This is a genomic window from Lysobacter sp. Root983 (genome assembly GCF_001429345.1).
Lineage (GTDB): Bacteria > Pseudomonadota > Gammaproteobacteria > Xanthomonadales > Xanthomonadaceae > Lysobacter.
Window position 1 is genome coordinate 140,547 of record NZ_LMJO01000016.1, and the last position, 25,160, is coordinate 165,706.

18 protein-coding genes are annotated in these 25,160 nt (G+C 70.0%); 3 read left to right on the forward strand and 15 right to left on the reverse strand.

The features are described from left to right. Nucleotides 1–9: 9 nt before the first annotated feature. The 8 genes from ASE43_RS12905 to pilG form a co-directional block, all read right to left on the reverse strand. Nucleotides 10–1,098: a heparan-alpha-glucosaminide N-acetyltransferase domain-containing protein gene (locus ASE43_RS12905; protein ID WP_255356382.1), complete on the reverse strand. Its 1,089-nt coding sequence runs from the start codon at nucleotides 1,096–1,098 to the stop codon at nucleotides 10–12. Nucleotides 1,099–1,117: 19 nt separating this feature from the next. Then, a complete protein-coding gene (locus ASE43_RS12910) occupies nucleotides 1,118–1,600 on the reverse strand; it encodes a chemotaxis protein CheW (protein ID WP_057160761.1) in 483 nt (160 codons plus the stop codon). Between the two features lie 14 nt (nucleotides 1,601–1,614). After that, the gene (locus ASE43_RS12915) at nucleotides 1,615–3,147 is read right to left on the reverse strand and encodes a chemotaxis protein CheB (protein WP_082607276.1); all 1,533 of its coding nucleotides are present in this window, start codon (nucleotides 3,145–3,147) and stop codon (nucleotides 1,615–1,617) included. Further along, complete coding sequence (locus ASE43_RS12920; RefSeq protein WP_057160764.1) at nucleotides 3,140–9,640, reverse strand: Hpt domain-containing protein; 6,501 nt, start codon at nucleotides 9,638–9,640, stop codon at nucleotides 3,140–3,142. Before ASE43_RS12920 ends, ASE43_RS12915 begins: the two co-directional genes overlap by 8 nt. A gap of 106 nt (nucleotides 9,641–9,746) precedes the next feature. Beyond that, nucleotides 9,747–11,771, reverse strand: coding sequence for a methyl-accepting chemotaxis protein (locus tag ASE43_RS12925; protein WP_056182270.1), 2,025 nt, complete (start codon nucleotides 11,769–11,771; stop codon nucleotides 9,747–9,749). Nucleotides 11,772–11,882: 111 nt separating this feature from the next. Continuing rightward, nucleotides 11,883–12,434 carry a chemotaxis protein CheW gene (locus ASE43_RS12930; protein ID WP_056182272.1) on the reverse strand — a complete coding sequence of 184 codons (552 nt, stop codon included), beginning with the start codon at nucleotides 12,432–12,434 and terminating at the stop codon, nucleotides 11,883–11,885. Nucleotides 12,435–12,452: 18 nt separating this feature from the next. After that, complete coding sequence (locus ASE43_RS12935; protein ID WP_056182274.1) at nucleotides 12,453–12,818, reverse strand: response regulator; 366 nt, start codon at nucleotides 12,816–12,818, stop codon at nucleotides 12,453–12,455. Between the two features lie 20 nt (nucleotides 12,819–12,838). Continuing rightward, nucleotides 12,839–13,237 (reverse strand): twitching motility response regulator PilG, encoded by a 399-nt coding sequence (pilG, locus tag ASE43_RS12940; protein ID WP_055900524.1) that lies wholly within the window; start codon nucleotides 13,235–13,237, stop codon nucleotides 12,839–12,841. A 338-nt stretch (nucleotides 13,238–13,575) separates the two neighbouring features. Here pilG and gshB point away from each other — a divergent pair, with 338 nt between their 5' ends. Both gshB and ASE43_RS12950 read left to right on the forward strand, forming a co-directional pair. After that, nucleotides 13,576–14,529, forward strand: coding sequence for a glutathione synthase (gene gshB, locus ASE43_RS12945; protein ID WP_057160765.1), 954 nt, complete (start codon nucleotides 13,576–13,578; stop codon nucleotides 14,527–14,529). Beyond that, nucleotides 14,526–15,410, forward strand: coding sequence for an energy transducer TonB (locus ASE43_RS12950; protein ID WP_056182281.1), 885 nt, complete (start codon nucleotides 14,526–14,528; stop codon nucleotides 15,408–15,410). Before gshB ends, ASE43_RS12950 begins: the two co-directional genes overlap by 4 nt. A 52-nt stretch (nucleotides 15,411–15,462) precedes the next feature. Here ASE43_RS12950 and lepB read toward each other — a convergent pair whose 3' ends face one another. The 7 genes from lepB to mrcB form a co-directional block, all read right to left on the reverse strand. Next, nucleotides 15,463–16,080, reverse strand: coding sequence for a signal peptidase I (gene lepB, locus ASE43_RS12955; protein WP_057160767.1), 618 nt, complete (start codon nucleotides 16,078–16,080; stop codon nucleotides 15,463–15,465). A 123-nt stretch (nucleotides 16,081–16,203) separates the two neighbouring features. Continuing rightward, a complete protein-coding gene (locus tag ASE43_RS12960) occupies nucleotides 16,204–16,500 on the reverse strand; it encodes a hypothetical protein (RefSeq protein ID WP_057160768.1) in 297 nt (98 codons plus the stop codon). A gap of 20 nt (nucleotides 16,501–16,520) precedes the next feature. Beyond that, nucleotides 16,521–17,276: a tRNA (adenosine(37)-N6)-threonylcarbamoyltransferase complex dimerization subunit type 1 TsaB gene (gene tsaB, locus ASE43_RS12965; protein ID WP_057160770.1), complete on the reverse strand. Its 756-nt coding sequence runs from the start codon at nucleotides 17,274–17,276 to the stop codon at nucleotides 16,521–16,523. Between the two features lie 21 nt (nucleotides 17,277–17,297). Continuing rightward, nucleotides 17,298–17,726 carry a VOC family protein gene (locus ASE43_RS12970; protein WP_056182290.1) on the reverse strand — a complete coding sequence of 143 codons (429 nt, stop codon included), beginning with the start codon at nucleotides 17,724–17,726 and terminating at the stop codon, nucleotides 17,298–17,300. Further along, the gene (locus ASE43_RS12975; RefSeq protein WP_057160772.1) at nucleotides 17,719–19,830 is read right to left on the reverse strand and encodes an ATP-dependent DNA helicase; all 2,112 of its coding nucleotides are present in this window, start codon (nucleotides 19,828–19,830) and stop codon (nucleotides 17,719–17,721) included. The genes ASE43_RS12970 and ASE43_RS12975 overlap by 8 nt, the downstream gene beginning before the upstream one ends. Nucleotides 19,831–19,849: 19 nt before the next feature. After that, nucleotides 19,850–20,422, reverse strand: coding sequence for a hypothetical protein (locus ASE43_RS12980; RefSeq protein ID WP_200944034.1), 573 nt, complete (start codon nucleotides 20,420–20,422; stop codon nucleotides 19,850–19,852). A gap of 7 nt (nucleotides 20,423–20,429) precedes the next feature. Then, nucleotides 20,430–22,820 carry a penicillin-binding protein 1B gene (mrcB, locus tag ASE43_RS12985; RefSeq protein WP_157499358.1) on the reverse strand — a complete coding sequence of 797 codons (2,391 nt, stop codon included), beginning with the start codon at nucleotides 22,818–22,820 and terminating at the stop codon, nucleotides 20,430–20,432. Between the two features lie 138 nt (nucleotides 22,821–22,958). On the opposite strand from mrcB, the gene ASE43_RS12990 reads away from it, so the two are divergent. Then, on the forward strand, nucleotides 22,959–25,061 hold the full coding sequence (locus ASE43_RS12990) for a glycosyltransferase (protein ID WP_057160773.1): 2,103 nt from the start codon (nucleotides 22,959–22,961) through the stop codon (nucleotides 25,059–25,061). Nucleotides 25,062–25,160 lie beyond the last annotated feature (99 nt).

The window sequence follows — 25,160 nt, forward strand, 5'->3', positions numbered from 1 at the left end:
CCACGGCGGCTAGATCTTGAAGTAAATCCGACGCATATCCAGCGCCCGCACCACGACCCACCACAGCGCCACGAACGCGAGTGCATAGGCCAACGACGGCAGGTAGGGTCCGAAGCGCGGGGTCATCCAATCCGCGAACGCATGCCGGTACAGCGGCTCCAGCCAGCCCGCCGCGGCCAGGGCGTAGAGCAGAAATGCCGAGCCTGCATAGGCCGCGATCGCATTGACGCCGAAAGCGCGCCCCAGCGCCGGCCAGCCGCGCACATCGATGGCGCGGTGGAACACGGCCAGAATCCAGCAGGCGATACCGCCGGTCCACAGCGCGTAGCTGGGCGTCCACAGATTCTTGTTGAGCGGCTGCGCATACGACAGCAGGTAACCCAGCGCCATGCACAGCGCGCCGGCGATCCACAGCGCGCGCAAGCGCCCGTTTCGCAGCCAATCGCCTGCGCGCAGTCCGAGCAAGGTCGTGGCCAAGGCGCCGAGCGTGCTGAGCAGGCCTTCGGGATCGTGACCGCGCCCGCTGCCCGTTTCCAGTTGGTAGACGTGGACACCGAGCAGTTGGCTGTCGAAGCGGCTGGCGATATTCGCGTAGAGCTCGTAGCCGCCACCCGCCGCCAGCAGCAGGCCGTATCCCAGCAGCACGGCGGCCAGCAGGCCCCATTGCGCGCGCGCCGGCAGCCACAGCGCGCACAAGCCGGCCGCGCCGAAGCACAGGCCGATGCGTTGCAGCACGCCCATCGCCCGGTAATGCTCCAAATCGAAGGCCCACCAGGCGCACAGATGCAGCAGCAGGCCCAGGCCGAAGATGCGGGCGGCGCGCGCCAGCACGCCGCGCGCGAGCGCGGGTTTGGCGTCGCCGCGCTCCACGCGCGGATTCAGCGCCAGCGCGATCGACACGCCGACGATGAACAGGAACATCGGGAAGATCAGGTCGGTCGGCGTGCAGCCGTGCCAGTGCGCATGCAGTAGCGGCGCATACACGTGGTTCCAATCGCCGGGATTGTTGACCAGCAGCATCGCCGCCACGGTCAGGCCGCGTAGCGCATCGACCGATGCGTAACGCGGCGGCGCAGCGGAGGTCGCACAGGCGCCCACGCCGCGCGGGAGGCCGGACTCAGGCGGCCTGCGCGAGCGCGCCGCCGATCAGGGCTTCCACGGCTTCCAGGTCGGGCACGAAGGCCACGTCCTCGTTCAGCACCACGCGCGCGTGCACGCCCTGCGGGATGCCTTCCTGGTTGGCGTCCAGCAGCAGGCCGTCCTGCGACACCGTGACCAGGCGCGGGAAGCCCTGGGTCAACATGGCGAAGTACGGTGCGCGCGGATCGCCGCCCAGCGCCTTGAGCACCACGACCTTGCTGCCCAGCGCGGCGTTTTCCTGGGCGAACCCGGCCATTTCCGCGAACGCGATCAGCGGCAGCTGCCAACCGCGCCAGCGCAGGCGGCCCAGCAGCCAATGCGGCGCATCGGCGATCGGCTCCGGCGGCGCGTACGACAGCACCTCGGCGATGGTGGCGTTGGGCAGCAGCAGGCGCGCGCCCGAGACCTGGATCAACACGCCTCGGATGTCGCTGGGCACGGTGGTGTTCTGCTCGGACATATCGTTCGCTTTCCTCAGGACCAGCGCGCGGCCAGGCGCGCGGCCAGTTCGGCCGGTTGACCCGCTTCGCCGCCGCGCGCGATCAACGCGTTGGGCGCGGCCGCGTCGAAGCAACCGTCGGGCGCCTGGCCGGCGACCAGCGCGCCGGCCCAAGCATGATTCATCGCCGCGTCGACCAGGGCCGGATCGCTGCCGCTGAGCATCAGCACTGCGCTGTCGGCGGGCGGCAGCGCCGCCAGCACGTCGGTGCCGTCGCCGTTGAACTGGATGCCGGAGTCGCCGACGTTGATGCCGACGCCCGCGGGCAGGATATAGATCACGCCGGCGATCGCGCGCGAGCCCGGCTCGGCCAGCTTGACCAGCACCGAGGTCGCGCGCTGCATCTGCGCGACCAGCTTGTCGTAGCGGCCGCCGTCCAGACGCTGCTGCACCAGCAGCGGACGCGGGAAGTCTTCCGGCATCGCGCCCAACAGCTGACGCACCGCATCCGGGCCGCCGATGCCGGCCAACACCAGCACGGCGCCGCCGACGGTCTGGGTCGGGCGGTCGTCGACCAGTTCCAGCGAGGAAATGCGTTGTTCGATCGCGTCGAGATCGCGATGCAGGTTGCCGTCGGCGTTGTCGCGGGCGCGCGGCTCGGCGGCGGCGCGCAGCGCCGGCGCCTCATCGTCGAAGCCCCACTCCGGCGCCACCGGCACGGCCACTTCGGCCGCGGGCGCGGACGCCTCGGCGACGGGCTCGTCCTGCGGCGGCAGCGGCGGCGGCACGCGTTCGGACACGAATTCGAACTGGGTGGAGTACATCACCACCGGCGCTTCGGTGGGCGCACCGGGCATCGACACCGGCGCGGCGGGCTCGGCCTCGAAATCGAAGCTGGACTCGAACGGCGCCAGCTCCACCGGCGCTTCCGGCGCGGCGGCCGCGGCCGGATCGGCATCGATGTCGAAGGTGGATTCGAACGGTTTGAGCTCGATCGGCGCATCGTCGAGCGCGCCTTCGATCTCGATCGGGGCCAGCTCGGACGGAAGCTCCGGCGGCAACTCGGCGACGTGATCGGGGGCGACGAAGGACAGCCCGCCGCTGGGGATCTCGACCGCGACCGGGTCGAAACCGGCGTAGGACTCTTCGCGCACCGGCGGCACGTAGGGACGGTCGGCCTGGGGCGCGAACAGCGCCTGCTCCGGTTCCGGCTCGCGGCCCGGCGGCAGCACGTCGTTGTGGTGGTGCAGCTTGGCGCTGAGGTGGCGCACCCAACGCGCCGCATCCCAGCCTTCGCGGGCGGCGGCGAGTTCGGCTTCCTCGAACAGCACTTCGATCGAGGGGTCCACCAGCACGCTTTCGAAACGGTCCAGCGCGTCCTCGGTGACCTGATCCAGCGCCACCACGACCACGTTCGGCGCGGCGGCGCTGAGCTCGGCCGGCAGCAGCCGGGTCGGATCGGCTTCCAGCACCAACTGCGCGCCGGCGTCGTTAAGCGCGCCACGCAGGCGATCGCGGGCCGCGCCTTCGCGCGCCAGCAGTACCACGCGTCTGCTCGAATCACTCATGGTGTCGCGCGATTCCCAGCAATTCGAACACGTTGCGCATCAGTTCCGGCTCCTGGTAAGGCTTGCCCAGGTAGCGTTCCACGCCGATCTCGAACGCGCGCTGACGATGCTTGTCGCCGGTACGCGAGGTGATCATGACGATGGGCACGTCGCGCAGGCGCGCGTCGGACTTCATCTGCGTGGCCAGCTCGTAGCCGTCCATGCGCGGCATTTCGATGTCGAGCAGCATCAAGTCCGGCACGACATCGGTCATGCGCTCCAGCGCATCCAGGCCGTCCTTCGCGGTCAGCACCTCGAAGTTGTGGCGCTCCAGCACGCGGCCGGTGACCTTGCGCATGGTGACCGAGTCGTCGACCACCATCACCAGCGGCACGCGGCGGGTTTCGACCGGCACCACCGGCGCCGGCACGTAGTCGCGCGGCAGCAGGGCCTGACGGCGCACCAGCGGCGCGACGTCCAGAATCACGACCACGCGGCCGTCGCCCATGATGGTGCCGCCGAAGATGCCCGGCACCGAAGCGACCTGCGGACCGACCGGCTTGACCACGATTTCGCGGTTGCCGACGACCTGGTCGACGGTGACCGCGGCGCGCAGATCGCCGGAGCGGATCAGCAACAACGGCATCTGCAACTGGCCTTCGGCCTTGGCCGGGGCGTGGCCCAGCAGCAGGCCCAGGTCGTGCACGGCGTAGTCTTCGCCGCCGTAACGGTAGTTGGCGCCTTCGGCTTCCAGGCCCTCGCGCGCGATCCGGCCGACGCCGCGCACCGAGGCGATCGGCACCGCGAAGGTGGTATCGCCGATGCGCACGAACACCGCCTGGGTGACCGCGAGCGTCTGCGGCAGGCGCAGGAGGAAGGTGACGCCCTTGCCCGGACGCGATTGGATGTCGAGCGTGCCGCCGAGCTGACGCACTTCGCTGGCGACCACGTCCATGCCGACGCCGCGGCCGGCCAGGCGGCTGACCTCGTCGGCGGTGGAGAAGCCCGGTTCCAGGATCAGTGCGTCGAGGTCGCTGTCGGCCAGCACCGCTTCGGCGCGGACCAGTCCGCGCTCTTCGCCGCGGCGGCGGATCGCGGCGCGGTCCAGGCCGGCGCCGTCGTCGGCCACTTCCAGCACGACTTCGGAACCTTCGCGGCGCACCGCGATGCGGACCGTGCCCTCTTCCGGCTTGCCGGCCTGCCTGCGTTGCGCGGGCGCCTCCAGACCGTGCGCGACGGCGTTGCGGAGCATGTGCTCCAGCGGCGCGGTCATGCGCTCGAGCACGTTGCGGTCGAGTTCGCCCTGGGTGCCTTCCAGCTTGAGCTGGACCTGCTTGCCCAGTTCGCCCGAGGCCTGACGCACGACGCGGCGCAGACGCGGCAGCAGCGCATCGAACGGCACCATGCGCGTGCGCATGAGGCCTTCCTGCAGATCCGAGCTGACGCGCGACTGTTGCAGCAGCAGGGTTTCGTACTGGCGCGTGAGGTCGTCCAGCGTGGTCTGCAAGCTGCCCTGGTCGGCCGCGGACTCCGACAGCGCTCGCGAGAGCTGCTGCAGATTGGAGAAGCGGTCGAGTTCGAGCGGATCGAAGGACTGGTCGCTGGCGTCGCCCTCGCGCTGGTAGCGCGCGATGATCTGGGCTTCGGTTTCGATTTCCAGACGGCGCAGCTGGTCGCGCATACGCGTGTTGGTCTGCGCCATTTCCGCGATCGCGCCGCGGAACGCACCCAACTGCTGTTCCAGGCGGGCGCGGTAGATCGCGACTTCGCCGGCGTAGTTGACCAGGCGGTCGAGCAGGTCGGCGCGGATACGCACCTGTTCCTGCGGCGCGCGCACGCCGATGTCGTCGTCGTCGCCGACGGCGACCTCGACCATCGGCGCCGACAACGGCTTGAGTTCGACCTTGGGCGCGCTGGCCGGGACGATGGTGCCGTCGTCGGTGACGGTGGGCGCGGTGTAGATCTCGCCGCGCGCACGCGCGTCGAATTCGGCGATCAGCGCCTCGGGCATGGCGATCGCGCGACGCGTGCCGACCCGGGTGACCATCGCGTGCAGGCGGTCGAAACCGCGCTCCAGCAAGGGCACGCCGTCGCGGCCGAGTTCGCTGCGCTGATCGACCACCGCCTCCAGCAGCGATTCCATGGCGTGGCCGAGTTCGCCCACGGCCATGATGCCGGCCATGCGCGCGCCGCCCTTGAGGGTATGCAGATCGCGCTGCAGGCCGACCAGCGGCTCGCGTTCGTTCGGGGCCTCGCGCAGCTGCGCGAGCAGGCCGTCGGAATGGTCGAGCAGGTCGCCGCCTTCCTCGACGAAGATGTCGACCAGCTCGGGATCGAGCTCGGCCAGATCCAGCGCTTCGTCCGGATCGGGGTTGGCTTCGATGATGCGCTTGAGCGTTTCCGGCAGCGGCGCGGCCTCGGCGACTTCCACCGTTTCGACCGCGACCGGCTCGGCGACGACGTGGCCGTCTTCGACCGGATCGTCGTTGAAGTACTCGATTTCCGCGAGCTCGTCTTCGGGCTGCGCCTCGAGCGACTCGGCTTCGAGCGACTCGGTTTCGAGCGACTCGGTTTCGTCGTTCGCGGCCGGCTGCGGCGCCAGGGCGTCGGCGGGCGGCGCCAACGCCGCGGCGATCGCGGCTTCGGCGGCGGCCTGCTGCTCGCGGGCCACGCGCTCGGCTTCGGCGTACTCGGCTTCCAGGAGCGCGTACTCGCGTTCCTCTTCGGCCAGACGTTCGGCCTCGGCCTGCTCGGCGGCGAGGCGCTCGGCTTCGATACGCTCGGCTTCGACCTGTTCCGCGGCGACGCGCTCGGCTTCGAGACGCTCGGCTTCGGCCTGCTCGGCAGCGAGGCGTTCGGCTTCGACGCGTTCGGCTTCAGCTTGCTCGGCGGCGAGGCGTTCGGCTTCGACGCGCTCGACCTCGGCCTGCTCGGCGGCGAGGCGTTCGGCTTCGATGCGTTCGGCTTCGGCCTGCTCGGCGGCGAGGCGTTCGGCTTCGACGCGCTCGGCTTCGGCCTGCTCGGCGGCGAGGCGTTCGGCCTCGGCGCGCTCGGCTTGGGTTTGCTCGGCGGCGAGGCGCTCGGCTTCGATGCGCTCGACTTCGGCCTGCTCTGCGGCAAGACGTTCGGCCTCGGCGCGCTCGGCCTGGGTTTGCTCGGCGGCGAGGCGCTCGGCTTCGATACGCTCGGCCTCGGCCTGCTCGGCGGCAAGACGTTCGGCTTCCGCCTGTTCGGCGGCGGCACGTTCGGCCTCGACCCGTTCGGCTTCGGCTTGTTCGGCGGCGATACGTTCGGCTTCGGCCGCAGCGCGTTCGGCGTCCGCCGCGGACGACAGGGCGTCGTCGCTGGGAATCGCCGCGGCGATGGCGCCCGCGATCACGCCGACGAACTCGCCGGCAGCGGAGGTTTCGGACTCCGGCTCATCCAGATCGGCGGCGCTGTGGCCGCGTACCAGACCGGCGGGCACGGCTTCGTCGTCGAGCTGGCCGAACGCGCTCAGGTCCAGCGCGGTGAGTTCGCTGTCCAGGCTGGTGTCGGCGAACGGCGATTCGGCCGATTCCACCGTCTCCAGATGCGGTTCTTCGATCTGCAGGCTGGAACGCGCATCCGGCAGGCTGTCGCGCAAGGCGATCATGCGCTCGGCCAGGCCCGGGAACACCGGCACGCTCTGCGGTTCGGACTTGAGACTGGCCAGGGTGCGTTCGATCGCGACCGCGACCGCGCCGATGGCGGCGACGCCCTCGTCGCTGGCCGGACCGCCCGCGGCCAACAGGCGCTTGACGTAGACCTCGGTCGGCGCGATCACGTCGGTGATGACCGGAACCTCGGTCATCGCGAACGCACCGTTGAGGGTATGGATCGCGCGCTGCAGGCCATCGTCGGCCGGCGACGGCGCGGCCTGCGCGGCAGCCAGCCAGCGCTGGATGGTGACCAGGTGACCGGTGACTTCGGTGTCGAGGATTTCCAGCAGCACCGCGTCGACCGAGGCCGGCACGCCGGCGGCGGCGACCTCGACGGCGACGGGGGCCTCGGGCTCGGCGTCCACGGCCAGCGCTTCGGGCTCGACATCCAGCACGAAACTTTCGCTTTCGACCTCGACCGGAACCGGCACGTCTTCGACGATGGTTTCCAGCACCGGCTCGATCGGCGCCTCGGCCGCGGGCGCGGCCGGCGCGACCAGGTGCATCGGCCGGTAGAAGGCTTCCTCGCCGGTGGCGAGCAGGTCGGCATGGGCCTCGATGCCGGCCAGATCGGCGGTGATCGGCCCCTCGTTGCGCAGCGCCGAGTACAGCTGCGGCAGCGCGCGATGGGCATGACCGACCAGATCGATCAGCTCGGGGCTGACCACGCGGCCATGATCGCGCACGCGGTTGAGCAGGCTTTCGATCTTCCAGCTGAACTCGCCCAAGGTCTTGGCGCCGACCAAGCGGCCGCTGCCCTTGAGGGTGTGGAAGACGCGACGGATCGGGTACAGACGCTCCAGATCGTCCGGCGCTTCGCGCCAGGCCGGCAGCAGGTCGTCGAGGTTGCCGATTTCTTCCTTGAACTCTTCCAGGAAGATGTCGCGGATCTCGTCGTCGATGTCGTCGCTGTGGGCGAAACCGCCGGTGGCGGCGGACTGGCGCGGAGCCTCGGCGAGCGCGGGAGCGGGCGCGGGTTCGACAGGCGGCGCGACCGGCGTCGGTGCCAGGGCTTCGGGCGCGACGTAGTCCAGATGCGCGCGGCCGGCGACCATGGCGTCGATCTCGGCCGCTTCCGGCAGTTCGATGCGGCCGGCGGCGGGCGCCGCGGTGGAAGCGCTGGCCGGATCGGGCGTGCGCACGACTTCGGGCAGCGGCCAGTAGCGCAGGGCTTCCAGGCTCTGGCGCGCGATGTCGAGGATGTCGTCGCGGTTCGGACGCTGCTCGCGCAGCGCCTCGAGGTAGTACTCCAGGCTGGCCAGGGCGTCGGCCAGGGTGTCCAGCTGCTGGCCGTTGGGCACGCGATGGCGGCCGATCAGCTCGACTTCGGTGTAGCGCTTGACGCCGGTTAGGTAGTCGGCGGGCAGCGGCAGTTCCAGCATGCGCAGCGCGCCGGCGACTTCGTCCAGCACGCGCGGCACTTCGACCAGCTCGGCGTGATCCCAGTTGGTCTCGACGAAGGCGACGAAGGACTGGCGCGCGTCGCCGAAGTTGGCGATGGCTTCGCGCACGACCACGTCCAGCACCTTGCGCGATTCGCCGGCCAGCAGGTCTTCGTCGGCCTTCTCTTCCGGCAGGCCCAGGCGCGAGACCTGGTCGTCCAGCGAGGCGTCGACATACAGCAGGGCGCCGGCGACATCGAGCAGGGCGCCTTCGTCGGCCGGACGCTTGCCGTCGACGATTTCGATCATGGCGTCGCGCTGCTGCAGCACCACGGTGCGGGCGACGCCCAGCCCCATCATGCCCAGGGTGTCGCTGACGCGGGCCAGGGCCTCGATCTGCGGACGCAGTTCGCTGGCCTCGGTCTGATTGGTGCGCAGGTGCAGGTCCAGCGCGTCCTTGACCCGCAGCAGGTCTTCCTTGATCGCCGCCGATACGGTATCCAGCAGCGCGCGGTTGCGGCCGCTGAGGCTGCCGCGCGCGTGTTCGAGTTCGGACTCGCTGGGCAGGTGCGACGCCAGTTCGAAGGTCTGGCGCAGGTCGTCCAGGGCCGGATGGCGGCCGTCGCTATGGGCGACGTGATAGAGCAGCTGACGGGTCGGCTCGGCCGCGGGTTCGCCGCGCGGGCTGGAGAAACCGTCGTCGGCGAGCATCTGCCGGGCTTCGCGTTCGACGCCGCCGAAGGCCTGGCGCAGCGCGCGCGTGGGCGGCAGGGCGCCGTCGCGCAGGGCGCCGGCGACCGACGAGGCCACCCACAGCATGCGCCGCACCGGCTCCAGCACGACGTCGGCGAGCAGGCCGTCGACCGCCTGGGCAAGCTTGCCGGCATCGGCCGGGGCGCCGTCTTCCGGCCACGCCGCCAGCGCATCGCGCAGCGTGGACAGATGCATATTGGTACTGCCGCGCGCCGGCGAGCTCGGCGGCGGCGGCGCGAGGTGCGCCGGCAGCGGACGGTCGAGATCGGGCGCGAACAGCACGCTTTCGTTGAGGCCCGCCTCGCCGCGCGAGGCGCGCAGTTCGTTGAGCAGCGGCAGCAGCACGATCGGAATGTCGCGGTGACCGCCCTGCAGGCGTTCCAGGTAGTCGGGCAGCAGCACCACGCCGCGCATCAGCGCCGCGCAGGCTTCATCGCGATCGCCGACCTGGCCCTGTTGCAGCGCCAGCGCCAGGCGCTCCATTTCCTCGGCGACCATGGCCGGCGCGTACAGCTCGACCATGCGCAGGGTGCCGTGCACCTGATGCAGGTGGCTGGCGCAGAAGCGCATGCGACTGGTGTCGGTGGGATCCTCGGCGTAGGCCTCGATCTCCTGGCGCGCCTGGCGCAGGGTCTCGTCCAGCTCCGGCTTGATCCAGCCCAGCGTGGTGGTATCGATCGCTTCTCGCAGTGCGGTCATGCCGCCCCCCGCCCGTCAGCGAGGCCTCGGCGTGTTCGCCGGTCCTTGAGAAGCCTTGCGGCTGGGATCTTCATCCTGATTGCGACCTCGTCGTCCTGGGCTTGGCTTAGGCCGGCAGCTTGAAGTCGGCGACCGAGCGGCGCAGGTCGGCGGCCAACTGCGCCAGATTACCGATCGACTCGGCGGTCTGGTTGGCGCCTTGGGAGGTCTGCGAGGTGATTTGCTGAATCGTGTTCATGGTTTGAGTGATGTTCGAGGCCGCGCTGGACTGCTGCTGCGCCGCGCTGGAAATGCCTTGAATGAGGTTGGACAAGTCGGACGACACCTTTTCGATCTCGCCCAGCGCGGTACCCGCGTCCTCGGCCAGTCGGGCGCCGGCGACCACTTCCGAGGTCGTCTGCTCCATCGAGCTCACAGCTTCGTTGGTGTCGGACTGAATTGTCTGGACCAGCGTCTCGATTCGCTTCGTCGCGTTGGACGCGCGTTCCGCCAGTCGCTGCACTTCGTCGGCCACGACCGCGAACCCGCGGCCCGCTTCACCGGCCGAGGCGGCCTGAATGGCGGCGTTCAGCGCCAGGATGTTGGTCTGCTCCGAGATGTCGTTGATCAGTTCGACGATCGAGCCGATTTCCTGCGAGCTCTCGCCCAGGCGCTTGATTCGCTTCGAGGTTTCCTGGATCTGGTCGCGGATCGAGTCCATGCCCTGAATCGTCTGCCGCACCACGCCCGCGCCCTTGGTCGCGATCTGCACCGAGCGCTGCGCCACGTCCGCCGATTCGGCCGAGTTCTTCGAGACCTGGTCGATCGAGGCCGCGATTTCGCTGATGCGGTCGGAGGCCGAGTTGATCTCCTGGGCCTGGTGTTCGGCGGCCTCGGCCAGATGCATGGCGGTGGCCTGGGTTTCCTGGGCCGAGGAGGCCACCTGCACCGAGGTGTCGGTAATCGTCTGCACCAGGCTGCGCAGCTGTTCGACGGCGAAGTTGATCGAGTCCGCGATCGCGCCGGTCATGTCCTCGGTGACCGTCGCCTTCACCGTGAGGTCGCCTTCTGCGAGCGAACCCATTTCGTCCAGCAGGCGCATGATCGCCTCCTGGTTACGGTCGTTGAGTTCCTTGGTGGTCTGGTAACGCTTCTGCTGGGCGCGGTTCAAGGAGAACAGCAAGCCGGCGATGGCGAGCAGCGCGACGATACCGGAGATGATCGAGACCAGGATGTGGCCGAGCGGGTTGGTGCTGCGCACCGAGCCGAACGAGGTGAAGGCGCTGAACAGGTTTTCGCTGTCGTTGAGCAGCTTTTCCGAGCCGCTGGTGATCGATTCGGCCGCGCTCTGCGCGGCGAACAGCTTGGGCGAGCTGGCCGAGATCGCGTCCAGGTCCTTCTTCATTTCGGCCCACAGCGCCTCGGCCTGACCGAGCGCGGCGAGCGCGCCGCCGTTGCTCAGCGGCAGCACGCCGGTGGAGGTGTCGCCGCCCTTGCGCAGGCCGGTGAGCACGTTGCCGAACACCGCCGCATCGCGGCCCAGCGCGTCGCCGGCCAGCGAGGCGCCGCTGCCGCCGGCGCGCATTTCGGTGATGCGACGGGCCATGTTGCCGGCCAGCAGGACCTGGCGCAGGGCGATGTAGACCTGCGAGGACGGCGAGCCGGAGGCCGACATCGCGCGCACCAGCTCGTCCAGGCGTGCCTGCAGCTGCGGCACGCGGCCGGAGAAGCTGTCGAAGTTGCCGGCCAGGTCCAGGACCTGCTTCTCGGAGTTCAGCACCTGGTCGGCGTTCTTGCCCAGCAGGTCCCAGGTGTTGGTCACGGTCCCGATCGGGGTGGACACCTCGAAGGTGCCGCCGTAGACGTCGTTGAGCTGCTTGATGTCGCCGTCGATCTTGGTCTTGGTGGCCTTGAACGCCGCGAAGGCCTCCTTGGCGCCGCCGACCGCTTCACGCCCCTGCACCGCGAGTCTCTGCGAGTTCACCTGCAGCTGCGAAGCCGCGGTGCTGGCGCCGCCCAGCCGCGCCGCCTTCCAGGTCGCGTAGCCCGTGTTCAAGCCGAACACCGTCACCGAGATGCCCAGGATGATCAGCCAGGTGTTGACGCCCAGGTTGCGGCCCTTGCCGGCCACGTTGTCCATCACAGTGCTCATGTTCGACCTCAGAAAGTGTTGCTTATGCGGATTTGATGGTTTGGGCGGGGGAGCGGTTCGGGGTGCAGCGGTGTTGCCAGGGCAATGCGTAAAGGTCCGGACCGGGGCCCGTCAGGCCGCGGCCTGACGGAACTCGGGCGTGCGGGCCAGCCGTTCCAGGCTGAAGATCCCCCACGGGTGATCGGCCAGGCGGTAGGCCCGGTCGATGAAATTGGCGTAGCGGCCTTCGGCCATGCGCTCCAGCGCGATCTCGTCGGCCGCGACCAGTTGCTGGTCGTTGAAGCTGCGCTGGCCGTAAAGCTCGTCGATCAGCACCGCGACGTCGCCGCCGGGCTGGCGCACCAGCAGCACGCGCTGACTTTCGTGCAGCACGGTACGGGTGCCTTCGAGGAATTGCTTGAGGTCGACCACCGGCAGCAGGTTGCCGCGCACGTTGGCCAGGCCCAGCATCCACGGCTGCGCGCCGGGGACCGCGGTGACCTGCGGCAGCGGCAGGATTTCCACCACCTCGTCGAAACCCGAGGCCAGGCGGCGATCGCCGATGCGGTAACCGACGCCGCGCCAGAGGCCCGGCGCATCGAGCTGCTCGGGCAAGCCGACCACGTGCGCCAAGCTGCGGCGCTCGTAATCGACCAGCACATCGAACGGCGACTGCGTGTTCATAGACCGTACCTGATGGCGTCAGCCGCCGAGCAACGCGCTGATGCGCGCGATGAGCTCATCTTCGCGCGGCGGCTTGACGATGTAGTCCTTGGCGCCCTGGCGCATGCCCCAGGCCTTGTCGGTGTCCATGCCCTTGGTGCTCACGATGAGCACCGGGATGGCGCTGGTCGCGGCGTCGCGCGACAACGCGCGAGTCGCCTGAAACCCATTCATGCCCGGCAGCACCACGTCCATCAGCACCAGATCGGGCAATTCGCGCTTGCACGCCTCGATTCCGTCCTCGGCGCTGCCGGACGCGAACACCTGGTGTCCGTTGCGCTCCAGCAGCTGGGTCAGGACCGCCGTATCGGTCGGCGAGTCCTCGATCAGAAGAATGCGTGCCATGTGATTGCCCTACCCCCCGGTCAGGCGTGTACGTGCTTGCGAATCGCGTCGAGGAGTTCCTCGCGCGTAAATGGTTTGGTGAGGTACTGCTCCGAACCGACGATGCGTCCTCTCGCCTTATCGAACAGACCGTCCTTGGAGGACAGCATGATCACCGGCGTGCTCTTGAACAACTGATTGTTCTTGATCAGCGCGCAGGTTTGATAGCCGTCCAAACGCGGCATCATGATATCCACGAAGATGATTTGTGGATGCTGGTCGGCGATCTTCGCCAGTGCTTCGAATCCGTCCGTGGCCGTGACCACCTCACAACCTTCGCGTTTCAACAGCGTCTCGGCGGTACGACGGATGGTCTTGGAGTCATCGATCACCATGACCTTCAAACCGTCGAGGCTGCCGTTACGAGCCTCATCGAGCATTCTTTGTATCCCCCGGAGCGAAACGCCGCGCAATCCCCGGCGCGTCGCGAAGATGCCTTTATTCCAAGCCGCGCGCATGCTGTCAAGCACGCGTTTTCCCAGCAATAAAGCTGAACGCGTGGACCATGGCGCCCGCCGGGCCCTGAGGCTGCGGCTGGCGCGAGGGCCCGTCGCGTCCGAGCATGCGCACGAATTGGGTCGGTCCCGTCGGGAATCCGGCGAAGGCCGACCCGACGAGTCAGAAAGGGCCCGGCAAGGACCAATCCTGACGCTACATGATGGCAGATATCGATGACCCGCCTGCTACCATCGCGCACATTTCCAGGTACGAATCGCCCATGCCGCTCGATATCGTCGTCGTGATGGACCCGATCGGGTCGATCAAGATCGCCAAAGACTCCACGTTCGCGATGCTGCTGGAAGCGCAGCGGCGTGGCCACCGACTGCACTATGTGCGCCCCGGTGCGCTGAGTTTGCGCGACGGCGACGCCCTGGCCACGGTCGCCCCGCTGAGCGTGCGCGAGGACCCCAAGGGCTGGTACGAACTGGGGCCGTGGTCACAACTCGTACTGGGCCGCGGCCATGTGCTGCTGATGCGCAAGGACCCGCCGGTCGACGCCAACTACCTGCACGACACCCAGATCCTGAGCGTGGCCCAGAACGCCGGCGCCCTGGTCGTGAACGACCCCCAGGGCCTGCGCGACTACAACGAGAAGCTGGCCGCCCTGCTGTTCCCGCAGTGCTGCCCGCCGACCGTGGTCAGCCGCGACCCGGCCGTGCTCAAGGCCTTCGTGCAGGAGCACGGCGAAGCGGTGCTCAAGCCGCTGGACGGCATGGGCGGGCGCTCGATCTTCCGCGCCCGCGCGGGCGAGGCCAATCTCAACGTGATCCTGGAGACCCTGACCGGCGACCACGGCCTGGCCCTGGCCCAGCGCTATCTGCCGGAGATCGCCCAGGGCGATAAGCGCATCCTGCTGGTCGACGGCGTGGCGGTGGACTACTGCCTGGCGCGGATCCCGCAGGGCGACGAGTTCCGCGGCAATCTGGCCGCCGGCGGCCGCGGCGAAGGCCGCCCGCTGAGCGAGCGCGACCGCTGGATCGCCGCCCAGGTCGGGCCGGAGCTGCAACGCCGCGGCATGCTGTTCGTGGGCCTGGACGTGATCGGCGACTACCTGACCGAGGTCAACGTGACCAGCCCGACCTGCATCCGCGAGCTCGATGCCCAGTTCGGCCTGAACATCGCAGGCAGCCTGTTCGACGCCATCGAAGCCCGGGCGGCGCAGGCGGCATGAGCGCGGCGGCGGCCCCTGCCCCCGGCGGTGCCGGCCTGGATGGCGAAGGCCGCTTCAGCGCGACCATGGTGCTGTCCCTGCTGATCCACGGCGTATTCGTGCTCGGCGTGGGCTATGCCCTGGAGCAGGCCGCGCCGGTGATGCCGACCCTGGACGTGATCCTGACCCAGACCTCGACCGCGCTCACGCCCAAGCAGGCCGATTTCATGGCCCAGGCCAACAACCAGGGCGGCGGCGAGCACGACAAAAGCAGCCGCCCGCGCGAGAACCAGTCCGGTCCGGCCCCGCAGCCCGAGCCCGGGGTGGCCGCGCGCGCCCTGCAGGCGCAGTCGCCGGCGCCGGCCCCGCCGCCGCAGGCGCGGGTGATCAGCTCCGCGCGCGGCGAATTCGTGGCCGCGCGCGCCCAGGCCACCACCCCGCCCAGCGAACGACCGCTGCCGGTGGGCCCGGAAAAAATCGACCGCGACATCCGCATGGCACGCCTGGCGGCCGAGATCCATCTGCGCTCGGAGCGCTACGCCAAGCGGCCCAAGCGCAAGTTCGTGTCCGCCAGCACCCAGGAATACGCCTGGGCCGGCTATCTGCGCGGCTGGGTCGACCGGGTCGAGCGCGTCGGCAACCTCAATTACCCCGACGAGGCGCGCCGGCGCCGCCTGCAGGGCCAGGTCGTGATCAGCGTGGCGGTGCGCCGCAACGGCAGCGTCGAGCGCGCCGACATCGTCCAGTCCAGCGGCATCCCCTTGCTCGACGCCTCAGCGCTGCGCATCGCCCGCCTGGCCGAGCCCTACCCGCCGCTGCCGCACACCGACGAAGACCCCGACATCCTGCATGTGACCCGGACCTGGCAGTTCCTGCCGGACGGGGCGCTGGTGGACGAGTGAGCCAGCGATCGCCGCAAGAGCCGGCCCAGTAGGCGCCTGCGCTCGGACTACCTCACAGCGACTTCCAGACCGGCCCTTCGCCGCTGCGCCAATACACGCCCAGCGCCTTGGCGTACAGCGATTTCGCCGGCACCAGACCGAAGTAGCGGCCGTCCTGGCTGTTGCCGCGGTGATCGCCCATCACCAGCACCTGGCCCGGCGGAATGATTGCGTCGAGGACGTCGGGGCCGCCGCCGGCATCCAGATTCAGCAGCGCGCGATGAGCGCCGAACCGTTCGACCCGCGGCTCGCTCGCCGAGGCCATCGGCGCGCCGTCGATCGCCAGATGCCCGTCGATCACGCTGACCCGGTCGCCGCCGACCGCGACCACGCGCTTGATCAGACGGGTGCCGTCGGCCGGCGACTTGAACACCACCACATCGCCGCGTTGCGGCTCGCCGCGCGCCAGCAGGGCGGTCTCGGTGAACGGAATCCTCAGGCCGTAGGCCGACATATCGACCGCGACCCGATCGCCCGGCATCAGGGTGTGCTCCATCGAGCCGCTGGGCACCACGTAGTGATTGGCGAACGAGGTGCGCGCCACCGTCAGCAACACCAACATCAGCAATAGGGACCGGCCTTCGCCGCGCATCCAGCCGCGCAGGCCGGAAGGTTTGTCTTTGTTCGCCATCGCGCTTCTCCTTAAGGGCGAAGCTAGTGACCGACGTGCAATCGTCGGAGTTCCCGCGCGCCTAGGCCGGAGGTCAGGGCGACCGATGGGTGGGTAGGCGACTGGAACACCGGCAGAGCGCGCTCAAGCGCCGCGCAGTTGCTTCAGCAGATGACGGCTCAAAATCTCGCACGGATCCAAGGCGATCAGACGTTCGATCAGCGCCCGATCGCATTCGCCCGGGCGTTTGATCCAGTGCCAGTACAGGCCATTGCGATAGTGCTCGGCGCCGGGAATTCCATCGCCGGTATCGTCTTGCGCGGCGCCGCCATCTTCGAGGAAAAGCTGCAGCTGCGCTTGGAAAAACTCGTCGGGATACAGGTCCAGATCCAGCCACTGGCGAGGCAGCCGGATGAGCGCGGCAAACTCGGACTTATCCATCGTTCTTGCGACGACCGCGATCAGCGACTGGCGCGCAGCGCGCGTTGCTGCTCGATCGTCAACGCAACGTTGTTGCGCAGATAGGCGGGCTCAACGCGTTCCGGCGCCAGCGCTTCGCCGCGCGCGTAGGCGGCGACCGCGAGCCGCGCCACGTCGGCGGCGGTCGGCAGGGCGCCGGCGTCGATCGCCAAGAAGCGCGTGCCGAGATGCCGCGCCAGCGCACCGTCGGCAGCGCCGAAGCCGGTGCCCACGCCCAGCCAGCCGTCGCGGTCGTCGGGCAGTGCGGCGGCTTCGGGCGCGAGCACGGCCTCGGCGTCCAGCGCGAACGCGTCGCCGTCGCGCAACTCGAAGGCGCCGGTGTAGACCTCGCCCATGCGCGCGTCGATGCAAGCCAGGACGCGCTGGGGCTCGACGATGCTCGCGTCGGCAAGCGGAGCGCGAATCATGTCGATCGCGCACGGTGCGGTGCGGGCGCCCAGGGCCAGGGCCGCGAGGGTCGACACCGCCACGATCGGGCGGTCCAACGCCAACGCGATGCCCTGCCCGATCGCGATCGCCAGGCGCACGCCGGTGAACGCGCCCGGGCCGCGGCCCAGCGCGATCGCGTCCAGCTGCGACTTGCGGATCCCGGCTTCGGCCAGCAACTGCTCGGCCCAGGGCAGGGACAGTTCGGCGTGACGGCGCGGCGCCAGCTCGTGGCGCTGGCGCAGTTCGCCGTCGATCCACAGCGCGACCGAACAGGCTTCGGTCGCGGTTTCGAAGGCGAGCAATTTCATGCGGCGTGGCTCATGCGGATCTCAGGCCGGCGGCGCGGTCGAGGCGTCGTCGGGCGCGGGCTGCCACAACTCGATCAGCGCACCTTCCGGATCGACCACGTAGCCGAACTTGCCCTGCTCGCTTTCCTCGTAACGGTCCAGCACCTGGCAGCCCTCGGCGCGCAACGCGGCCAGGGTGCCGGCGAGGTCGTCGACGCGGTAGTTCAGCATGTAGGGCTTGTCGCTGGGCTGGAAGTACTGAGTGTCGGCCTTGAACGGCGACCACACCGTGCAGGCGCTCTCGCCGGTGTCGGCGCGGTTCCAGAACATCAGCGCGCCGCCCCAGTCCTGGGCGTCGATGCCGAGGTGGCGCGCGTACCACTGCGACAGCGCGGCCGGGTCCTGGGCCTTGAAGAACACGCCGCCCAGCCCGTGCACGCGCGGCTTGCGGCCCTGATCGGTGTCAGTCATGGTCCTGCTCCTGGCTGGGGTCCGGTCCGGATTCTAGCGATTCGTCGCGCGCCGCATCGGCGCCCGGGGCGAAGAACGCGGCCACATCGGCGATCTCGCGGGTGCGCGGCAACGGCGGCAGCGACTCCATGAACACCCGGCCGTAGCTCTTGGACTGCAGGCGCGGGTCGCACAGCACCAGTACGCCGCGGTCGGTCTCGGTGCGGATCAGGCGACCGGCGCCCTGCTTGAGCGCGATCACCGCCTGCGGCAGCTGCTCGTCGCGGAAGGGGTTGCCGCCGCTGCGCCGGATCGCGTCCAGGCGCGCTTCGAACACCGGGTCGTCCGGCGCGGCGAACGGCAGCTTGTCGATCACCACCACGCTCAGCGCCTCGCCGGCCACGTCCACGCCTTCGCGGAAACTGGCCGCGCCCAGCAGCACGCCGTTGCCGGAGGCGCGGAAGCGCTCCAGCAGCACCGGCCGCGGCGCCTCGCCCTGCACGAACAGCGGCCAGGGCCCGCCGCGCAGCAGCTCGGCGGCCTCGCGCAGGGCGCGGTGCGAGGCGAACAGCACGAAGGCGCGGCCGCCGGAGGCTTCCAGCACCGGCCGCAGCTTGTCGACCAGGCTTTCGTTGTAGTGGCGCACCATCGGATCGGGCAGCCCGCGCGGCAGATAGCACAGCGCCTGGCGCTCCCAATCGAAGGGGCTGGGCGCCAACAGGGTCTGCGGTTCGACCAGGCCGAGCTTGTGCGCGTAATGCTGGAACTGGCCGCCGACCGCAAGCGTGGCCGAGGTGAACACCCAGGACGCGCGCGAGCGTTCGCGGTGCTCGGCGAGCGGACCGGCCACATCCAGCGGGGTGCGGCTGAGGCGGAAGCCGCGCGCGGTCAGTTCGTACCACAGCACGCTGGCTTCGGCCTGCGGCGGCGTCGGCTCCTCGCCGAAACCTTCGTCGTCCACGCTCGTCGGTAGCGGCATGCGCACTTCGAAGTCGTCGCCGTCCTCATCGACGATGTCGTCGGCCTCGCCATGGCGGCGCGGTTCGCCGCGCCAGCGGCGCAGGCGCGATTCGAATTCCTTGGCGCGCGCGTGGCAGCCGTCGAAACCGGGGGCGGCCTCGCGCAGCGGGGCCAGCGCGGTCTGGATCTGCTGCAGGGAGGCGGCCAGCACGTCGAAGGCGTACTCGACCGCGGGCAGCTCGGCGGCGCGCTTGCGGGTCGCGCGCACCGGCAATTCGTCCATCGCCGCGCGCAGCGCGCGCACGGCCTGTTCCAGGTCGCGCGCCGGCCCCTGCATGACCGCCAGCGAGCCCGGCGAATGCTTGCACTCGGCCAGGGCGTCGCGCGCCAGCTCGACCAGCGGGCGCGCGCTCAGCGCCTCGCCGAAGAACTGCGCGGCCAGGTCGGGCAGCTGATGCGCCTCGTCGACCACGAAGGCCTGCGCGCCCGGCAGGATTTCGCCGAAGCCCTCCTGCTTCAGGGCCAGGTCGGCCAGCAACAGATGATGGTTGACCACCACCACATCGGCGGCCTGGGCGCGCTGGCGCGCCTGCACCACGAAGCAGTCGCCGAACATCGGGCACTCGCTGCCCAGGCAGTTCTCCGCGGTCGAGGTGACCATCGGCAGCAGCGGCGAATCCTCGGGCAGGGCCTCGAGTTCGGCCAGATCGCCCATGCGCGTGCGCCCGGCCCAGGACACGATGCGCTGGAACTGCGCGGCCAGCTCACGGCTGCCGAAGCGCGGCTCGCCCTGGGCCTGCTTCAGGCGGTAGAGGCACAGGTAGTTCGCGCGGCCCTTGAGCAAGGCGGTCTTGAGGCCGACGCCGAGCGCGTCGCGCACGCGCGGCAGGTCGCGGTGATAGAGCTGATCCTGGAGCGCGCGGGTGCCGGTGGAGACGATGGTCTTGAGACCCGACAACAGCGCCGGCACCAGGTAGGCATAGGTCTTGCCGGTGCCGGTGCCGGCCTCGGCCAACAGGGTGCCGCGCGATTCGAACGCGTCGGCGATCGCCGCCGACAGCTCCTGCTGGGCCGGGCGCGGCGCGAACGCGGCGATGCTGCGCGCAAGGTCGCCACCTTCGCTCAACGCGGCGCGGCTGGCGACGCCGAGGCGGCCAGGTTCCATCACGCCCACCCCATCGCCTTCAATACCGCGGCGGCGCGGAAACGGTGCAGGCATCGGCCTGCGCGCGCGCGGCGGCGACGTCACGGCCGGCCTGGGAGATGCGCGCCAGCACGGCGTCGAACTCCTCCTTGTAGACCGGCGTGGTCTTCAACACGTCCAGACGCGACTGGCGCACCGCCGCGATCGTGCTCCAGTGTCGGCGGCACAGCGGGCCGACCTTGGAACCGCCATCGTAGGCCTGCTTGGCGTAGCGTTCGGCGTCGTCGAGCTTGCGCAGCAGCAGCGCCGCTTCGGCGCGCTCCTGCAGCAGGGCCGGGTCGCTGGCGTTGATCGCCAGTGCCTGGTCCAGCGCGGCGGCGGATTCGGCGTACTTGCGCTGCTTCTCCAGCGCGCTCGCGCTCTGGCGCAGGTCCTCGACGCGATTATCGCGCAGGGGCTGCACGTCGAGCTCGCGCGCGGCCACGGCCGACTTGCGGATCGCGGCGACCGCGGCTTCGGCGTCGTAGGGCGGTTGCGGCGGCGCCTGCGGGGCCGTGCTGCAGGCCGCGCACGCGGCGCTCAGGACCCACAGCACGCTGGAACGGAACCTCATACCCACTTCACTGCTCCTGCTGCTCCGGCGCCGGCTCGGCCGGCGCCTCTTCGTCGTCGCGCTTGCCGATACCGAACCAGTCGCGCCAGCCGCCGCCTTCGGACTCCGGCTCGGCCTGCGGCATCGGACACGGCGCGTAGTCGGGGGCGAAACCGGCGACGAAGGCGAAGCGGCGCGCGCTGGCGCAGCCCGGGTCGGTGGTGTTCTGGTTGACGATGAACTGCCAGTCGATGCCCTTGTCGCCGACCTGCAGCGGCGCGCTGGGCAGGCGCGAGAAGATCGACGACCACACCCGCATCGCGCCGGTCGCGCCGTACAGGCCGGTCTCCTTGTTCTGGTCGTTGCCGACCCAGATCACCGCCAGATGATCGCCGGTCCAGCCGGCGAACCAGCTGTCGCGGCCGTCGTTGCTGGTGCCGGTCTTGCCGGCCGGCGACAGGCGGCCGAGCCCGTCGTTGACGAGCTGGCGGCCGGTGCCGCTGGACACCGCCTGCTGCAGCGCGATGGTGATCAGACGCGCCGCGATGGCGTCGCCTTCCTGGGCCGGCGCCGGCTCCTTGTCGTAACGGTTGACCGCCTTGCCGTTGGCATCCAGCACGCCGCGCACCGCGTGCAGCGGCTGGATCTCGCCGCCGGAGGCGAGGAACTGGTACAGCTGCGCCATCGCGTACGGGCTTTGATCGACCGCGCCCAGGATCAGCGAGGGATTCGGATCGGCCTCGATGCCGGCCAGGGTCTTGATCAGGCCGGCCACGCGCTCGGGCGCGACCTGCATGCCCACGCGCACCGTGGCCTGGTTGTAGGACTGCGCCAGGGCGTCGACCAGACGCACCGTGCCGTGGCTGCGGCCGTCGGAGTTGCCCGGGTTCCAGCGCTTGCCCTTGCCCAGGGTGACGGTGACCGGCGAATCGTCGACGTAGCTGGCCAGCGAGTACTTACCCGGTTGGGCCAGCGCGAGCAGGTACACGAAGGGCTTGAGCAGCGAGCCGACCGGCCGCTGCGCCTCGACCGCGCGGTTGAAACCGTGCTGGGCGACGTCGCGGCTGCCGACCACGGCCACCACTTCGCCGTTGTGCACGTCGGTGACCACCAGGCCAGCCTGCAGCGGCGGGCGGCGCTTGTTGTCCAGGCTCTTGAGCGTGCGCGCGACCGCGCCTTCGGCCTGGGCCTGGGCCGACGGCGCCATGCCGCTCATCACGCTCAAGCCGGCGCCGGCCAGCGCGTCGGCCGGATAGTCGCGCGCGAGCTGGCGGCGGATCAGGTCGACATAGGCCGGGAAGCGGTTGGCGGCGGTGCTGCCCGGCGTCTTGGTGATGCCCAGCGGGGTCTTCAGCGCACGCTGGTACTCGGCGTCGTCGATCAGCTGGGTCTCGTGCATCTCGCCGAGCACGAAGTTGCGCCGGTCCAGCGCGCGCGCGGGGTTGCGGCGCGGATCGTAGTAGGACGGGCCCTTGACGATGCCGATCAGCAGCGCGATCTGCTCGGTGCTGAGATCGCGCAGGTCGCGGCCGAACCAGAACTCGGCGCCGGCGGCGACGCCGTGGATCGCCTGCGAACCGCGCTGACCCAGATAGACCTGGTTGAAGTAGGCCTCCAGGATGGTGCGTTTGTCGTAGCGCGCCTCGATCAGCAGCGCGTACAGGATTTCCTTGGCCTTGCGGGTCGGGGTCTGCTCCTGGCCGATGCCGAGCAGGCCGCTACGCGCGAGCTGCTGGGTCAGCGTGCTGGCGCCCTGGCGGGTGCCGGTCGCGGTCTTGAAGGCCGCGCGGATCATGCCGGAGATGTCGATGCCGAAGTGGCTGTTGAAATCTCGGTCCTCGACCGCCTGCAGGCCGGTGACCAGCAGCTCGGGCACGTCCTCGATCCGGACCAGGCGGCGCTCTTCCTGCTTCTGTCCATACAAGGTGGCGATGCGGGCCGGATCCAGGCGCGCGACCTTCAGCGATTTCTTGTTGCCGGCCTCGCGCAGGCTGGCCACGCGGCCGCCCGACAGCACCACTTCGATCCGGCGCCCGGCGACCGCGCCGTCGACGTCGTTGTAGCCGCGGCTGGAGATGGTCCAGCGCCCGCCCTCGCGGGCGTAGGTGCCGGTGCGCGCGCCGGCGCCGTCGTCGCGGTAGGCCGAGGCGTCCAGCTCGGTCTTGAGCGTGGTCGCATCCAGGGTTAAGCCGGGAGTCAGTTCCAGCGGACGGGCGTAAACGCGTGTGGGGATCTGCCAGCGCAGCTGGCCGAAGCGCTGCCCGACCTCGTGATTGAGGTAGAGCGTATACGGGATCAGGAAACCCAGCCCCAGGCCGATCGCGGCCAGGGCCCAGGTCACCAGGCGCCGTTTCCACGTCGGGGCGGCGCCGTCGTGCGTGCGGGCGTCGTCGGAGCTGTCGTCTTCGTCGTAATCGATTCGGGCCACGGCATGGGACAATGACAGGGCTGCGCCCTCGTAGCCATCGAGTCTAACGCAGCCGGCCGGCGCCGCCGCGCGGCGGGCCCGGCCACCGTATCCGTATTAGGGAATCCCTTCAGCAATGGCGAGCGTTCGATGGCGATGAGTTGGACCGATCTTCGGTTTATGTTGGACCGGGGAACGGGCCTGGCGCGACGCGGCCTGATCAGCCTGCGTACCCGCGGTCTCGCCGCCTCCTGGCAACGCGTGCTCCGGCAGTTCCGGCGCGTGCCCGACGCCCAGCGCGCGGCCTTGTGGCTGCCGCAGGAACAGCCGTTCGCGCCATTCGCGCTGCCGACCTCGCCGCAGCCGCGCGCCAGCGTGGTGATCCCGGTCTATAACCAGTTCGCCCATACCCTGGCCTGCCTGCGCGCGCTGGCCGCGCGCCCGCCCGAGGCGGCGTTCGAAGTGATCGTGGTCGACGACGGCAGTTCCGACGCCACCGAGGCCTCGCTGCGCCAGGTCGAAGGCCTGCGCTACCACCGCCGCGCCCGTAACGGCGGTTTCATCGCCGCCTGCAACGACGGCGCGGCGATGGCGCGCGGCGAGTACGTGGTCTTCCTCAACAACGACACCATCCCGCAGCCGGGCTGGCTGGACGTGCTGCTGGCGACCTTCGACGAACAGCCGAACGTCGGCCTGGTTGGCGCCCAGCTGGTTTACCCGGACGGCCGCCTGCAGGAAGCCGGCGGCATCGTGTTCGCCGACGCCAGCGGCTGGAACTACGGCCGCTTCGACGCCCCCGACCATCCGCGCTACGCCTTCCTGCGCGACGCCGACTATTGCTCGGGCGCGGCGATCGCGCTGCCGACCGCGCTGTTCGAGCGCCTGGGCCGTTTCGACACGCGCTACGCGCCGGCCTATTACGAAGACACCGACCTGGCCTTCGCGGTGCGCGCGGCCGGGCTGCGCGTGGTCTACCAGCCCAAGTCGCGGGTGGTGCATTGCGAAGGCATCACCGCCGGCACCGACACCGGTTCGGGCGTGAAGGCCTACCAGGTGCGCAACCGCGGCGTGTTCGCGGAAAAGTGGCGCGAGACGCTCGACGCGCAATGGCCGGCGAACACGCCGGCCGAACGCGCCGCGTACGCGCGCGGGCGCCGCTGCGTGCTGATCGTGGACGCGCTGGTGCCGCAGCCGGACCGCGATTCGGGTTCGCTGCGCCTGGTCAATCTGATGCGCCTGTTGCTGGAGGAGGGCGCGCAGGTGGTGTTCCTGCCGGCCAACCGCGCCAACGACGGCCGCTACACCGAAGACCTGCAGCGCATGGGCGTGGAGGTCTGGCATGCGCCGTACGCGCAGCGCGCGCCGGGCTGGCTGCGCGAACACGGCCCGCGCTTCGACACCGTCATGGTCTGCCGCCACTATGTGCTGCGCGAATTGCTGCCGCTGCTGCGCAAGTACGCACCGCAGGCGCGGCTGGTGTTCGACACCGTCGACCTGCACTACCTGCGCGAGCGCCGCGGCGCCGAGGTCGCCGGCGACCCGGCGCTGGCGCGTGCGGCCGAGGCTACGCGCAAGCTGGAGCTCGACATAATCGCGCGCTCCGACGCGACCTTCGTGGTCAGCGAGGTGGAGCGCAGTTTGTTGGCCCAGGATGCGCCGCAGGCGCGGGTCGACATCCTGTCCAACCTGCACCGCGTCGCCGGCGCCGGCCGCGCGTTCGAACAGCGCCGCGACCTGGTCTTCGTCGGCGGCTTCCGCCATCCGCCGAACGTGGACGCGGTGCGCTGGTTCGCGACCGAGGTGTTCCCGCTGATCCGCGCCGAGCTGCCGGAGCTGCGCTTCCATTGCATCGGCGCCGACGCGCCGCCGGAGATCGCCGCGCTCGCGGCCCAGCCCGGCATCGAGATCCTCGGCCACGTACCCGACCTGGACCCGTACATGGACGGCGCGCGCATCGCGGTGGCGCCGCTGCGCTACGGCGCCGGCGTCAAGGGCAAGGTCAACCTGAGCATGGCCCACGGCCAGCCGGTGGTGGCCACGCGCTGCGCGGTCGAAGGCATGCACCTGCGCGACGGCGAAGACGCGCTGGTCGCCGACGACGCCGCCGGTTACGCGCAGGCGGTGCTGCGCCTGTACCGCGACCCGGCGCTGTGGCAGCGGCTGTCGGAGAACGGGCTGCGCAACGTCGAAACGCATTTCTCCCTCGACGCCGCGCGCGAAGTGGTGCGCAGGGTGCTTTTGAGGCAGGAGTGAGTTTGGAGGAGTGAGGAGTGAGGAGTGAGGAGTGAGGAGTGAGCGACAGCGTTCTCCTCCGGGCACAGCCGCACACACGCCTCGGCCTCGCACGCACCG

Excerpts from the sequence above, each read along its gene's own strand:
- ASE43_RS12910 (WP_057160761.1), bottom strand. The coding sequence starts at position 1,600 with ATGTCCGAGCAGAACACCACCGTGCCCAGCGACATCCGAGGCGTGTTG.
- ASE43_RS12915 (WP_082607276.1), bottom strand. The coding sequence starts at position 3,147 with ATGAGTGATTCGAGCAGACGCGTGGTACTGCTGGCGCGCGAAGGCGCG.
- ASE43_RS12920 (WP_057160764.1), bottom strand. The coding sequence starts at position 9,640 with ATGACCGCACTGCGAGAAGCGATCGATACCACCACGCTGGGCTGGATC.
- ASE43_RS12925 (WP_056182270.1), bottom strand. The coding sequence starts at position 11,771 with ATGAGCACTGTGATGGACAACGTGGCCGGCAAGGGCCGCAACCTGGGC.
- ASE43_RS12930 (WP_056182272.1), bottom strand. The coding sequence starts at position 12,434 with ATGAACACGCAGTCGCCGTTCGATGTGCTGGTCGATTACGAGCGCCGC.
- ASE43_RS12935 (WP_056182274.1), bottom strand. The coding sequence starts at position 12,818 with ATGGCACGCATTCTTCTGATCGAGGACTCGCCGACCGATACGGCGGTC.
- pilG (WP_055900524.1), bottom strand. The coding sequence starts at position 13,237 with ATGCTCGATGAGGCTCGTAACGGCAGCCTCGACGGTTTGAAGGTCATG.
- gshB (WP_057160765.1), top strand. The coding sequence starts at position 13,576 with ATGCCGCTCGATATCGTCGTCGTGATGGACCCGATCGGGTCGATCAAG.
- ASE43_RS12950 (WP_056182281.1), top strand. The coding sequence starts at position 14,526 with ATGAGCGCGGCGGCGGCCCCTGCCCCCGGCGGTGCCGGCCTGGATGGC.
- lepB (WP_057160767.1), bottom strand. The coding sequence starts at position 16,080 with ATGGCGAACAAAGACAAACCTTCCGGCCTGCGCGGCTGGATGCGCGGC.
- ASE43_RS12960 (WP_057160768.1), bottom strand. The coding sequence starts at position 16,500 with ATGGATAAGTCCGAGTTTGCCGCGCTCATCCGGCTGCCTCGCCAGTGG.
- tsaB (WP_057160770.1), bottom strand. The coding sequence starts at position 17,276 with ATGAAATTGCTCGCCTTCGAAACCGCGACCGAAGCCTGTTCGGTCGCG.
- ASE43_RS12970 (WP_056182290.1), bottom strand. The coding sequence starts at position 17,726 with ATGACTGACACCGATCAGGGCCGCAAGCCGCGCGTGCACGGGCTGGGC.
- ASE43_RS12975 (WP_057160772.1), bottom strand. The coding sequence starts at position 19,830 with ATGGAACCTGGCCGCCTCGGCGTCGCCAGCCGCGCCGCGTTGAGCGAA.
- ASE43_RS12980 (WP_200944034.1), bottom strand. The coding sequence starts at position 20,422 with ATGAGGTTCCGTTCCAGCGTGCTGTGGGTCCTGAGCGCCGCGTGCGCG.
- ASE43_RS12990 (WP_057160773.1), top strand. The coding sequence starts at position 22,959 with ATGGCGATGAGTTGGACCGATCTTCGGTTTATGTTGGACCGGGGAACG.